Annotated in this window: 3 pseudogenes; all 3 read right to left on the bottom strand. The window is 73.8% G+C overall.

Features of this window, described 5'->3' with window-relative positions:
- Positions 1 to 119: 119 nt before the first annotated feature.
- A pseudogene (locus POF43_RS35290) lies at positions 120 to 5,639 on the bottom strand (SDR family NAD(P)-dependent oxidoreductase); the annotation flags it as partial.
- Between the two features lie 66 nt (positions 5,640 to 5,705).
- Positions 5,706 to 6,104: pseudogene (locus POF43_RS35285) on the bottom strand (polyketide synthase dehydratase domain-containing protein); the annotation flags it as partial.
- A 174-nt stretch (positions 6,105 to 6,278) separates the two neighbouring features.
- Positions 6,279 to 14,447 (bottom strand): annotated as a pseudogene (locus POF43_RS35280) (SDR family NAD(P)-dependent oxidoreductase); the annotation flags it as partial.
- Positions 14,448 to 14,454: the final 7 nt, after the last annotated feature.

Here is a 14,454-nt window from a genome sequence, read left to right as displayed (position 1 = left end):
AGCGAAGCCGCGCTCACCACTGCGGTGGCGTGCCGGGTCCAGGTCTCCGCACCGTCCGGGCGGGCGTGGATCGTGACGCTCCGCCGCCCCTCGGGTTCGGGGGTGTCGGCGCCGCCGACCACGACCTGAAGTTCCATGCCGCCTCGAGCGGGCAGTACCAGTGGCGCTTCCAGCGCCAGTCCGTCCAGCCGGCCGCAGCCCACGCTGTCGCCGGCCCGGATCGCCAGCTCGACGTACGCCGCACCGGGCAGCACCACCTCGTCGAGCACCGCGTGGTCGGCGAGCCACGGATGGGTGCGCAGGGACAGGCGGCTGGTGAAGACCACGCCGTCGAACTGCGGCAACGACAGCACCGCGCCGAGCAGCGGGTGGTCCGCGGACCGCAATCCGGCGGAGACCTCGGTCCGGCCGCCGGCCGCGTCGGGCCAGAAGCGCTGCCGTTGGAAGGCGTAGGTCGGCAGGCTGATCCGGGTGCCTCCTCGACCGGCGAACGCCGGGGTCCAGTCCACGGGCACGCCTCGCGCGTACAGCTGGCCGATCGCCGACAACAGCGTCGACGTGTCGCCGTGCTCACGCCGCAGGACCGGTGTCACCACCGTCCCCGGAGCGCAGCTGCGCTGCGCCAGCGCGGACAGCACGCCGTCCGGGCCCAGCTCGACCATCGCCGTCACACCTTGCTCGGCCAGCCACCGCACACCGTCGGCGAACCGCACCGGCTCCCGGACCTGGCGGGCCCAGTACTGCGGCGAGCACAACTGCTCGGCCGTCGCCACACGACCGGTCATATCGGACACCACCGGTATCCGCGGCTTTGTGAACCGCACCGATTCCAGCACCCGGGTGAACGCGTCCAGCATCGGGTCGAGCAACGCCGAATGGAACGCGTGCGACACCCGCAACCGCGACACCCGGCGGCCGCGCTCGCCCGCAGCCGCCACCACCTGGTCCACCCCGGCCCGAGAACCCGAGACCACCACCGAATCGTCGGTGTTCACCGCGGCCACCGACACGCCGGCCGGCAGCAGGTCGGCGATCTCGGCCTCGGACATCTCCAGTGCGGCCATCGCGCCGCCGGAAGGCAGCGCCTGCATCAACCGTGCCCGCGCCGCCACCACCCGGCACGCATCCGCCAGCGACCACACACCCGACACGTACGCCGCTGTCACCTCACCGATCGAATGCCCCAGCAGGTAGTGCGGGGTCACCCCGAAGGCGCGCAGCACCTCGAACAACGCCGCCTCGACCGCGAACAGCGCCGGCTGCGCCCACCCCGTCTCATGGATCAGCTCCGCGTCCCGGCCCCACATCACCTCACGCAACGGCCGATCCAGCAACGGATCCAGCACGGCGAGAACCTCGTCCAACGCCCCCGCGAACACCGGCGAACCGCCGTACAACTCGCGGGCCATCCCCACCCGCTGCGCACCCTGCCCCGTGAACAGCACACCCAGCCGGGTGCCCGGTCGAACCGTATCGGGCACGGATTCACCAGCCGCGACCGCACGCAGACCCGCCAGCAGCTCGGCCCGCTCGCCGCCCACGACCACGGCGCGGTGGTCGAACACCGCCCGCGAACCGGCCAGCGACCACCCCACATCCACCGGGCGCAAGGCCGGGTCCGCCGCCACGAACCCCAGCAATTTGGCCGCCTGAGCCCGTACCGCCTCGGCCGACTTGCCGGACAGCACCCACGGCACCACAGCGCCGGTGTCGGTGGCGGGGGCGACGCCGGTGTCTGCGGGAGCCTCCAGGATCACGTGCGCGTTGGTGCCGCTGATCCCGAACGAGGACACCCCGGCCCGCCGCGGGCGGCCGGTTTCGGGCCACGGTACCGCTTCGGTCAGCAGCCGCACGTTGCCCCGGGTCCAGTCGACCTGGGTGGAGGGCCGGTCCACGTGCAACGTCGCGGGCAGCACCCCGTGGCGCAGCGCCATCACCGTCTTGATCACGCCGCCGATTCCGGCGGCGGCCTGGGCGTGGCCGATGTTCGACTTCAACGATCCCAGCCACAACGGCCGGCCCTCGGGCCGGTCCTGACCGTACGTCGCCAGCACCGCCTGCGCCTCGATCGGATCACCGAGCTTCGTCCCCGTACCGTGCGCCTCGACCACGTCCACGTCCGACGTGGCCAGACCCGCCGCCGCCAACGCCTGCCGGATCACCCGTTGCTGCGACGGACCGTTCGGCGCCGTCAACCCGTTCGACGCACCGTCCTGGTTCACCGCGCTCGACCGGAGGACAGCGAGGATGTCGTGACCGTTGCGACGGGCCTCCGACAGCCGTTCCATCACGACGACACCGACGCCCTCGGCCCAGCCGGCGCCGTCGGCGGCGTCGGAGAAGGACTTGCAGCGGCCGTCCGCGGCCATTCCGCCCTGCACGGTGAAGCCGACGAAGGTGTCCGGCGAGGCCATCACGGTCACCCCGCCGGCCAGTGCCAGCGTGCACTCGCCGGCCCGCAGCGCCTGCGCCGCCAGGTGCATCGCCACCAGCGACGACGAGCACGCCGTGTCCACGCTCACCGCCGGGCCCTCCAGGCCGAGCGTGTAGGACACCCGGCCGGAGATCACGCTGGTCGCGCCGCCCGTCATCCGGTGGCCCAGCAGTTGGTCGCTGCCGCGGGCGACCAATTCGCCGTAACCGGAACCGTACGCGCCGGCGAACACGCCGGTCGGGCTGCCCGCCAGCGAGCCCGGATCGATTCCCGCCTGTTCCAGGGCTTCCCACGACACCTCCAGCAGCAGCCGCTGCTGCGGATCCATGGCGAGCGCCTCGCGCGGCGAGATCCGGAAGAACGCCGCGTCGAACGCGTCGGCGTCGGCGAGGAACCCGCCCTCACCGGTCGCCGAGGTTCCGGAACCGGGTCCCGCACGCCCGATCAGGGCGTCGAGGTTCCAGCCGCGGTCGGCCGGGAACGGGGTGACGCCGTCGGCGCCCTCGGCGACCAGCCGCCACAAGTCGTCCGGACCCGCGACACCGCCCGGGAACCGGCACGCCATGCCGACCAGCACGATCGGGTCGTCGGAAACCGGCACCACCGCGGGCGCCGCGGGCGGCTCCGCCGGCTGCCCGGCGCCGTACCCGGCAGCCAGATGCCTCGCCAGCCGCGTGACCGTCGGGTAGTCGAACACCACGCTCGCCGCCAGCACCGCACCCGCCTTGGCCTGCAGCAGATTCCGCAGCTCCACCGACGTCAGCGAGTCGAAGCCCAGTTCCCGAAACGGTCGGTCCGGGTCGATCTGCGCCCCCGAGCCGTGGCCCAGCACCGCCGCGGCGGACTCCCTGACCAGCTCCGCCAGCGCCTGCTCACGCTCCCCGACGGACAGCTCCGCCAATCGCTGCCCCGGCCCGCCGCGACCGTCGCGGGTGTTGTCGGCGGTGCGGCGCGGCGCGGCGCCGGCGAGCGACCGCCACAGGGCCGGCACGTCCTGCTGGGCCCGCAACGCCCGTGCGTTCAGCCGGGCCAGTCCGAGCACCGGCTGGCTGGAGCGCATCGCCTGGTCGAACATGTCCATGCCCTGGGCCACCGAGAACGGCGGCAGGGCGGACCGTTCGATGCGGCGAAGGTCGGCCGGGGACAAGGTGCCCACCAGCCCGAGCTCGGTCGTCCAGGCGCCCCAGGCCATCGACGAGCCCGGCAGCCCCTGCTCACGACGGCGCCGCACCAGAGCGTCGAGGAACGCGTTGCCCGCGGCGTAGTTGGCCTGGCCGCCGCTGCCGAGCAACCCGGCGAGGGAGGAGAACACCACGAAGAACGACAGGTCCAGATTCCGCGTCAGCTCGTGGAGGTGCCATGCAGCGTCGACCTTCGGCGCCAGCACGCGATCGAGCTGGTGCGGCGAGAGCGAGCTGATGACGCCGTCCTCGAGGATCCCGGCGGTGTGCACCACCCCGGTCACCGGGTGCTGCGCCGAAACCCCGGCCAGCACCGCGGCCAGAGCTTGCCGATCCGTCAGGTCGCACGCCGCGAACGTCGCGGTCGCGCCCCGCGCCGCCAGCTCGGTGACCAACTCCGCGGCACCCGGCGCGGCCGGTCCGCGTCGGCTGACGAGCAGCAGGTGCCGGATGCCGTGCTCTCCGGCCAGGTGGCGGGCCAGGGCGCCGCCCAGGGCGCCGGCGCCGGTGATCACGACCGTGCCCGAAGCGTCAGGTGCCCGTGGGACGGTGAGCACCAGCTTGCCGACGTGCTTGGCCTGGCTCATGAACCGGAAGGCGTCCTGGGCCTGGCGCACGTCCCAGCCGCGCACCGGCAGCGGCCGCAGCTCACCGGCTTCGAACAGGTTCACGAGTTCTGCCAGCATCTGCTGGATGCGGTCGAACCCGGCGTCGGTCAGTTCGAACGTCTGGTAGCTCACGTCGGCGTAGCGGTCGCGCAGGTCCTCGGCCGAGCGGATGTCGGACGTGCCCATCTCGACGAAGCGGCCGGCCGGTGCGAGCAGGTCCAGCGAGGCGTCCACGAACTCGCCGGCCAGCGAGTTGAGCACCACGTCGACGCCGCGCCGGTCGGTGGCAGCGCGGAAGCGCTCCTTGAAGTCCAGGGTCCGCGACGAAGCCACCCGGCTTTCGTCGATGCCCCATTGGTGCAGGACGCCCCATTTGCCTTCGCTCGCGGTGGCGTAGATCTCCGCGCCGAGATGCCGGCCGAGCTGGATGGCCGCCAGCCCCACGCCACCGGTGCCGGCGTGCACGAGCAGCGACTCGCCCGCCCGCAGATCCGCGAGGTCCACCAAGCCGTAGTACGCCGTCAGGAACACGATCGGCACCGACGCGGCGACGGCGAACGACCAGCCGGCCGGGATCACCGTCACCAGCCGCCGGTCGGTCACGGCCACCGGGCCGAAGCCGCCGAAGGCCAGGCCCATCACCCGGTCACCGATGGCCAGCCCGGTCACCTGCGGGCCGACCTCGGTGACCACTCCGGCGACCTCACTGCCCAGCGGGCCGGCCTGACCGCGATACATGCCGAGGGCGTTGAGCACGTCGCGGAAGTTCAGGCCGGCCACGCGCACCTCGATCCTGACCTGCCCGGGCCGCAGGGCACTTGCCACCTCGGGGCACGGCACCAACGCGAGATTCTCCAGCGTGCCCTTCTCCTTCGACTCCAGCCGCCACGGTCCCGTCCGCGGTGCGACCAGGTCGTCCGCCGGCCGGGCCCTCGTCAGCCGGGCGGCGTGCAACTGGGTGCCGCGCCATGCGAGTTGCGGCTCTCCGGTGTTCAGCACCCGGCCCAGGACGTCCTCGTCCAGCTCGGTGCCGGTCCCGGTGTCGAGCAGGACGATCCGGCCGGGGTTCTCGGTCTGCGCCGAGCGCACCAGCCCCCACACCGCCGCCGCGGCCAGGTCCCGTACCGGCTCGCCGGCGTCGACCGTGACCGCGCCCCGCGTCGCCACCACCAGCGGGATCGGGGCGAAGCGGTCCTCGGCCAGCCAGTGCTGCAACTGCCCCAGCACCCAGGCGGTCAGTTCGTGAACGGAGTCCACCACCGCGTCCCGGTCGCCGGCCACAGCCAGGACCACCGCCTGCGGACGAGCGCCGTCCGCAAGTACGGCACCGGCCTCGACGAGGTCGGTGTACGCGGCGCCGGTCGAACCGGCGCGATCGACCAGGAGCCAGTCCGTCACCGGCGCCGCCGGGCCGTCGGCGGCGATCCAGCCGACCTTCAGCGCGGCGCCGTCGCCCGGGCCGGCGGCGAGGCTGCCGCTCGCCACGGCCCGCACGGCCAGCGAGCCGATCGACAGCACCGGCGCGCCGCTGCTGTCGGCGACCACGACGCCGACCTCGTCGGGTCCGGTCCGGGTCAACGCCACCCGGAGCCGGGACGCACCCGAGGCGCGCAGTGCCACGCCGGTGAAGCTGAACGGCAACGCTCCTCGCGCTCGCAGTCCCGCGAAGACCGAGGCGTGCAACGCCGCGTCCAGCAGCGCCGGATGGATCCCGAACGACTCGGCCGGGCCACGCCCGGACCCCGGCAGTTCGACCTCGGCCAGCACCCGGTCCCCGCGCTGCCAGGCCCGGGTGAGCCCCCGGAACACCGGGCCGTACCGGAGGAAGCCCTCGTCGGCGAGCCGGTCGTAGAAGTGGTCGGTGTCGAGTGCCGTCGCGTCCGGCCCGGGCCAGTCGCGGCTGACCGGGTCGAACAGCCCGGTGTCGGCTGCCGCGCCCGTGCCCGCGCTCACCACGCCCGTGGCATGGCGGGTCCAGAGCTCTTCGCCGTCCACTCGGGCGTACACCGCGACGCTGCGCGCTTCGGCCGCGGCGGGAGCCTCGAGGTCCCCCACGACCACCTGCAGCTGGACCCCGGCGTGCGCGGGCAGGACGAGCGGCGCCTCCAGCACGAGTTCGTCGAGGTGGTCGCAGCCGACGCTGTCGCCGGCCCGGATCGCCAGTTCCACGTACCCGGTGCCGGGGAAGACCACCGCGTCCCGCACCGCGTGGTCCGCCAGCCACGGATGCGTCCGCAGGGAGAGCCGGCTGGTGAACACCATCCCGTCGGTCTGCGGCAACGGCAGCATCGCCCCCAGCAGCGGGTGGTCCGCGGCTGTCAGCCCGGCCGCGGACACATCGGCCCGGGCGCCGGTCGTGTCCGGCCAGAAATTGCGGCGTTGGAAGGCGTACGTCGGCAACGGGACCCGCTGCGCACCGCGGGCGGCGAACATTCGCGCCCAGTCCACCTCGACGCCCAGGGCGCACGCGTGGGCCACCGACAAGGCCATTCGCCGCAGGGTTCCCTCGTCGCGGCGCAGTGTTCCCACCGCCGCCACGGGCATTTCCCGCTGCCGCGCGATGTCGTGCACCGCGGGGACCAGCACCGGATGGGGACCGACCTCGATCACCACGTCGGGGCCGGCGTCGAGAGCGGCCGTGAGCGCCGTTTCGAACAGGACCGGGTTGCGCAGGTTGTCGTACCAGTACCGGGCGTCCCACGACGCGGTGTCCGCGAGCTGTCCGGTCACCGACGAGTAGACCGCAACCGTCGACGAGCGGGGGCTGACCGGGGCCAGGTCCGTCAGCAGCCGGTCCTCGATCCGCTGCACCGACGGCGAGTGCGAGGCGTAGTCCACCGCGATCCGGCGTGCCTGGATCCCGTCGTCCTCGCAGTCGGCCAGCAATCGGTCCAGGGCGTGCGGCTCCCCGGCGACCACCACGGAGGCCGGGCCGTTGATCGCGGCCACCGAAACCGCCGGCCGCTGCGCGATCAGCTCCTCGACCTCGGCGACCGCCATCGGCAAGGCCACCATGCCCCCGCCACCGGCCAGGGTGTCGGCGATGGCGCGGCTGCGGAGGACGACCACACGGGCACCGTCGGACAAGGACAGGGCGCCGGCCACGCACGCGGCCGCGATCTCACCCTGCGAGTGCCCCACCACCGCGGCCGGCTCGACCCCGAACGACCGCCACACCGCCGCCAGCGACACCATCACCGCCCACAACACCGGTTGCACGACGTCGACTCGCGCCAACGCGGCCGCGTCACCGAGCGCCTGCTCCAGCGACCAGTCGGTGAACGGTGCCAACGCCGCCGCGCACTCGCGCAGCGACTCGGCGAAGACCGGCGACTCGGCCAGCAGGTCCTGAGCCATCCCCACCCATTGGGCGCCTTGGCCCGGGAAGACGAACACCACCGCGTCACCGGCCCGGGCGACGCCTTCGGCGAGACCCGCGGCGGGTTCGCCGGCGGCGACGGCGCGCACCGCGGTCAGCAGCTCGTCCTGATCGGTGCCCACGACGACAGCCCGGTGCTCGAACACCGTCCGCGAGTCGATCAGCGACCAGCCCACGTCCACCGGCCGCCACGGCGCGTCGCGGTCCAGGTGCGCCAGCAAGCGTGCCGCCTGTGCCCGCAGCGCCTGTTCCGTCTTGCCGGACAGCACCCACGGCACGACACCGCCGGGGTCGGCGCCGGGTGGGGCGGTGACGCCGGCTGCCGCTTCGAGGATGACGTGCGCATTGGTGCCGCTGACGCCGAACGAGGACACCCCGGCCCGCCGAGGGCGGTCCGTTTCCGGCCACGGCACCGACTCCGTCAGCAGCCGGACGTCGCCCTGCTCCCAATCCACCTGCGTCGACGGCGCGTCCACGTGCAGCGTCTTCGGCAGCACACCGCGCCGCAGCGCCATGATCATCTTGATCACCCCACCGACACCGGCCGCCGCCTGCGTGTGGCCGATGTTCGACTTCAGCGAGCCCAACCACAACGGCCGGCCGTCGGGCCGGTCCTGACCGTAGGTCGCCAGCAACGCCTGCGCCTCGATCGGATCACCGAGCTTCGTACCCGTGCCGTGGGCTTCCACGGCATCGATGTCCGCCGTGGACAGTCCGGCCGCGGCCAGCGCCTGGCGGATCACCCGTTGCTGCGACGGCCCGTTCGGCGCGGTCAGACCGTTCGACGCACCGTCCTGGTTCACCGCGCTCGAGCGCAGCACGGCCAGGACTTCGTGGCCGTTGCGCCGGGCGTCGGAGAGCCGCTCCAGCACCACCATCCCGACGCCCTCGGCCCAGCCGGTGCCGTCGGCCGCGTCCGCGAACGACTTGCACCGCCCGTCGGCGGCCAGGCCACCTTGCACGCTGAAGCCGACGAACGTGTCCGGTGCGGCCATGAGCGTGACTCCGCCGGCCAGCGCGAGCGAGCACTCCCCCGCCCGCAGTGCCTGAGCCGCCAGGTGCATGGCCACCAACGACGACGAACAGGCCGTGTCCACGCTCACCGCGGGGCCTTCCAGGCCCAGTGTGTAGGCGATCCGGCCGGAGATCACACTGCCCGCGCCGCCGGTGAGAGCGTGGCCCAGCAACTGCCTGTCGGAGCGGGAGACCAGCTCGGCGTACCCGGACTGATACGCGCCGACGTACACGCCGGTCGAGCTGCCGGCCAGGGTCGCGGGCCTGATCCCGGCCTGCTCCAGGGCTTCCCACGACACCTCCAGCAGCAACCGCTGCTGCGGGTCGGTGGCCAGCGCCTCCCGCGGCGAGATCCGGAAGAACGCCGCGTCGAAGCCGCCGACCTCGTCGACGAACCCGCCTTCGCCGGTCACGGATGATCCGGAGCCGTCGAGTCCCAGCAACGCGTCCAGGTTCCAGCCGCGATCGGCCGGGAACGGCGTGATGCCGTCGGTGCCCTCGGCGACCAGGCGCCACAGGTCCTCCGGACCCGACACCCCGCCCGGGAACCGGCACGCCATCCCCACCAGCACGACCGGATCGTCGGCGACCGGCACCAACACCGGCCCGGAGAACGGCGCCTGCGGGCGCGCGTCATCGAACGCGGCCGCCAGGTGACGCGCCACGTGGCCGACGGTCGGGTGGTCGAACACCAGGCTCGCGGGCATCGCCAGCCCGGTCCTGGCCTGCACCAGGTTGCGCAACTCGACCGCCGTCAGCGAGTCGAAGCCCAGCTCGCCGAACGGCTGGTCCGCCGCGATCCGCGCGCCCGGCGCGTGGCCCAGCACGGCTGCGGCGCTGTCCCGGACGAGACCGATCAGCAGCCGCAGTCCGTCCGCCGCGGACAGTGCGGCGAGCCGCTGTCGCAGGCCGTCCCGGCCGCCGGTCGCCTCGTCCGCCCGCCGGCGGCGCCCGCCGCCGGCGAGCGAACGCCATACGGGCGCGATCTCCGTCTGGGCGCGCAACGCGGCCAGGTTCAACCGGGTCAGCACCAGCACGGGCCGATCGGTGGCCAGTGCGCGCTCGAACAGCTCCATGCCCTGCGCGGGCGTCAGCGGCGGGATCGCCGAGCGGGCGATGCGCCGGCGGTCCCCGTCGGACAGCGTGCCGGTCATGCCGATCTCCGCGGTCCACGGACCCCACGCCATCGACAGCCCCGGCAGCCCGGCGTGCCGGCGCTGCTGCATCAACGCGTCCAGGAACACGTTGCCCGCCGCGTAGTTCGCCTGCCCGCCGCTGCCGAGCGAGCCGCCGATGGAGGAGAAGACCGCGAACAGCGACAGATCCAGGTCCCGGGTCAGCTCGTGCAGGTGCCACGCCGCGTCCACCTTCGGCGCCAGCACCCGGTCGAGCTGCTCCTGCGACAAGGAATTGAGCACGCCGTCGTCGACCACGCCGGCCGTGTGGACGACACCGGTCACCGGCCGCTCCGGCGGAACCGCCCCCAGTACCGCCGCGAGGGCCTGCCGGTCCGTCACGTCGCACGCCGCGACGGTCACCCGCGCGCCCTGCGCCGTCAACTCTCCGACCAGGTCCGCGGCCCCGGGGGCGTCCGCGCCGCGGCGGCTGACCAGCAGCAGATGCCGCACGCCGCGTTCGGCGACCAGGTGGCGGGCCACGACACCGCCCAGGGCGCCGGTCCCACCGGTGATCACCACGGTGCCCGGCCCGGGCAGCGCGAAGGCGTGTTCGCCGGGCTCGGTGCGGACGAGGCGGGCCGCGTGCATCCGGCCCTCGCGGATCACCACCTGCGGTTCGCCCGAGGCCAGGACCCGGCTCACGGTGGCGGTGTCCGGCTCGGTGTCCGAGTCGAGCAGCACGAACCGGCCGGGGTTCTCCGTCTGGGCCGACCTCACCAGGCCCCACACCGCGGCTGCGGCCAGGTCCCGCACCGGTTCGTCCGGCCCGGCGGCGACGGCTGCCGAGGTCAGCAGCACCAGCGGGACCGCCGTCAACCGGACGTCGGCCAGCCAGCGCTGCACGTGCCGCAGGACGCGTCCGGTCAGCTCGTGCGTCGACTCCACCACCGCGTCCGCGGCGCCGGACACGGCCAGCACCACCGCCTGCGGGACCGGCCGCTCCCCGCCGGCCGCGGTCAGGTCCGCGAAGCGGGCGTCGTCCGGGCCGGCCAGCAGCCAGTCGCGCAGGTCCACGCCGGCGGCCGCAGGAATCCCGACCCACTCCATGGCGAGGACGGACCGGTCGCCGGTAGCGGTGGGCGCACGGTCCGTCCGCCGCGCGATCACCGAGCCGATCGACAGCACCGGCAGTCCCGCACCGTCCGCCGCGGCGACCGAGATCTCGTCCGGGCCGGTCCGGGTCAGGGCCACCCGGAGCCGCGCCGCGCCGGACGCGCGCAACACCACGTCGCCGAAGGCGGCCGGGTCGGGCGCGCTCTGCGCCGGCTGCGAGAAGGCCGCCGTCCGCAAAGCCGCGTCCAGCAGTGCGGGGTGGATACCGAAGGACGCCGCCAGCTCGCGCTCGGACTGCGGCAGCTCGACTTCGGCGAACACCTGCTCGCCGCGCTTCCAGACCCCTGTCACGCCGGGGGCGAGCGGGCCGCGCCCGGAGGTGTCGCCGAGGTCCACGGCCGTCGCACCGGGCACCGGCCATTCGCGGCCCAGCACGGCAGCGGGGTCGTCGTCGCCGTCCGCATCGGACGGTCCGGTGCTCAGCGTCCCCGTGGCGTGCCGGGTCCAGGTCTCCTCACCGTCCGGCCGGGCGTACACCGTCACCTCGCGGCGCCCGTCCACGCGGTCGCCGACCACCACCTGCAGCTGGACGGCGCCGTGGGCGGGCAGCGCCAGCGGGGTCCGCACCACCAGCTCGTCCAGCCGGTCGCACCCGGCGCTGTCACCGACGCGTACGGCCAGCTCGAGGTAGGCGGTGGCCGGCAGCACCGCCGAGCCTGCCACCGGGTGCTCGGCCAGCCAGGGATGCGTGCGCCGGGACAACCGGCTGGTGAACACGAACCCGTCGGTCCGCGCAAGCGTCAGCATCGCCCCCAGCAACGGGTGCTCCGCGGCGGTCAGCCCGGCCGAGGACACGTCGGCCGCCCGGTTCGAGCCGTCGAGCCAGTAGCGCTGATGCTGGAAGGCGTACGTCGGCAACGCGATCCGCGCGGCGGCCTGCCCGGCGAAGAGAGCGGTCCAGTCCACCGGCACGCCCTGCGCGTGCAACTGCGCGAGGGCCGTCACCACCGTCGCGGCCTCGCCGCGTTCGGAGGTTCCCGGCCGGCGCAGCATCGGTACGGCGACGAAGGAGCAGCTGTGCCGCGCCAGGCCCGACAGGACACCGTCCGGGCCCAGCTCGACCATCGCCGCCACGCCGTGGCCGGCCAGCCACCGCACACCGTCGGCGAACCGCACCGCCGACCGCACCTGCCGCACCCAGTACTCCGGCGAACACAACTGTTCGTCGGACGCCCGCTGCCCGGTCAGGTTGGACACCACGGGAATGCGCGGCGGCGCGAACCGCACCGATTCCACCACCTGCCGGAAGTCCGCCAGCATCGGATCCATCAAGGACGAGTGGAACGCGTGCGACACCCGCAACCGCGTCACCTTCGCACCACGGGCGGACGTGACCGCGACGACTGCCTCCACGGCTTCGCGCGGCCCGGAGATCACCACCGAATCCGCGGTGTTGACCGCGGCGATCGACACGGTTTCGGGCAGCACCCCGGCGATCTCTGCCTCAGGCAGTCCGACGGCGGCCATCGCTCCGCCGGACGGCAGCGCCTGCATCAACCGCGCCCGCGCGGCCACCACGCGGCACGCGTCACCGAGCGACCACACCCCGGCCACGTACGCGGCGGTGGCCTCACCGATCGAATGGCCCAGCAGGTAGTGCGGGGTCACCCCGAAGGCGCGCAGCACCTCGAACAACGCCGCCTCGACCGCGAACAGCGCCGGCTGCGCCCACCCCGTCTCGTGGATCAGCTCCGCGTCCCGGCCCCACATCACCTCACGCAACGGCCGGTCCAGCAACGGATCCAGCGCGGCGAGAACCTCGTCCAACGCCCCCGCGAACACCGGCGAACCGTCGTACAACTCACGGGCCATCCCCACCCGCTGAGCGCCCTGGCCCGTGAACAGCACGCCGAGTTTGGTCCCGCTCCTGGCAGTACCCAGGACCACGTTCGCGGCGGGTTCGCCGTCCGCCGTGGCGCGCAGGCCCGCCATCAGCTCGGTCCGGTCGCCGCCCGTCACCACGGCGCGGTGGTCGAAGGCCGCGCGCGAGGTGAGCAACGACCAGCCCACGTCGGCCGGGCTCAGCACCGGCTGCGCCCCGAGCCGTTCGAGCAACCGGGCCGCCTGGTCCCGCACCGCGTCGGCCGACTTGCCCGACAACATCCACGGCAGCACGCCCTCGACGGCAGGCGGCCCGGAAGGCGGTCCGGCGGGAACTACGCCTTCGCCCGCGGCTTCGAGGATGACGTGGGCGTTCGTGCCGCTGACGCCGAACGACGACACCCCGGCCCGGCGGGGGCGGCCGGTCTCCGGCCACGGCATCGCCTCCGTGAGCAGGCGCACGTCGCCCTGGGACCAGTCCACCTGCGACGACGGCTCGTCCACGTGCAGCGTCTTGGGCAGTAACCCGTGGCGCAGCGCCAGCACCGTCTTGATCACGCCGCCGATGCCGGCGGCGGCCTGGGCGTGGCCGATGTTCGACTTCAACGACCCCAGCCACAACGGCCGGCCCTCGGGCCGGTCCTGACCGTACGTCGCCAGCACCGCCTGCGCCTCGATCGGATCACCGAGCTTCGTCCCCGTGCCGTGCGCCTCGACCACGTCGACATCCGACGCGGACAGACCGGCCGCCGCCAGCGCCTGGCGGATCACCCGTTGCTGCGACGGACCGTTCGGCGCCGTCAACCCGTTCGACGCACCGTCCTGGTTCACCGCGCTGGACCGCAGCAGGGCCAGCGGCTGATGGCCGTTGCGGCGCGCATCCGACAACCGCTCCAGCACCACCACGCCGACGCCCTCGGCCCACCCGGTGCCGTCGGCACGGTCGGAGAAGGACTTGCACCGGCCGTCCGCGGCGAGCCCGCCCTGTGCGGTGAAACCCAGGAACATGCCGGGGGACGCCATCACCGTGACCCCGCCGGCGAGAGCCAGCGTGCATTCACCGGCCCGCAGCGCCTGCGCCGCCAGGTGCATCGCCACCAGCGACGACGAGCACGCCGTGTCCACGCTCACCGCCGGACCTTCCAGACCGAGCGTGTAGGCGACCCGGCCCGAGATCACGCTGCCCGCACCGCCGGTGATCTGGTGGGCCTGCAACTGCTCGCCGGCCCGGGCGACCAGCTCGGCGTAGCCGGACTGGTAGGCGCCGGTGAACACCCCGGTCGGGCTGCCGGCCAGCGACGCCGGGTCGATTCCCGCCTGCTCCAGGGCTTCCCACGACACCTCCAGCAGCAACCGCTGCTGCGGGTCGGTCGCCAGCGCCTCGCGGGGCGAGATCCGGAAGAACGCGGCGTCGAACTCGCCCGGCTCGTCCAGGAACCCGCCCTCGCCGGTCGCCGAGGTCCCCGAACCGGGGCCGTCCGGGCCCAGCAGGGTGTCCAGGTCCCAGCCGCGATCGGCGGGGAACGGGCCGACGCCGTCCACGCCGCCGGCGACCAGCCGCCACAGATCCTCCGGCCCGCGCACCCCGCCCGGGAACCGGCACGCCATTCCCACCAGCGCGATCGGCTCGTTCGCGGCGTCCACCAGTGCCCGGTTGTCCTGGCGCAGCCGGCTGTTGGCCAGCAGCGAAGCACGGAGCGCCTCGGTCAATCTGTCCACGGGCACC

The organism is Streptantibioticus silvisoli (assembly GCF_027947535.2).
Taxonomy (GTDB): Bacteria; Actinomycetota; Actinomycetes; order Streptomycetales; family Streptomycetaceae; genus Streptantibioticus_C; species Streptantibioticus_C silvisoli.
Note: the sequence above shows the minus strand (reverse complement) of the source record. Positions and strands in the feature narration are given on the sequence as shown.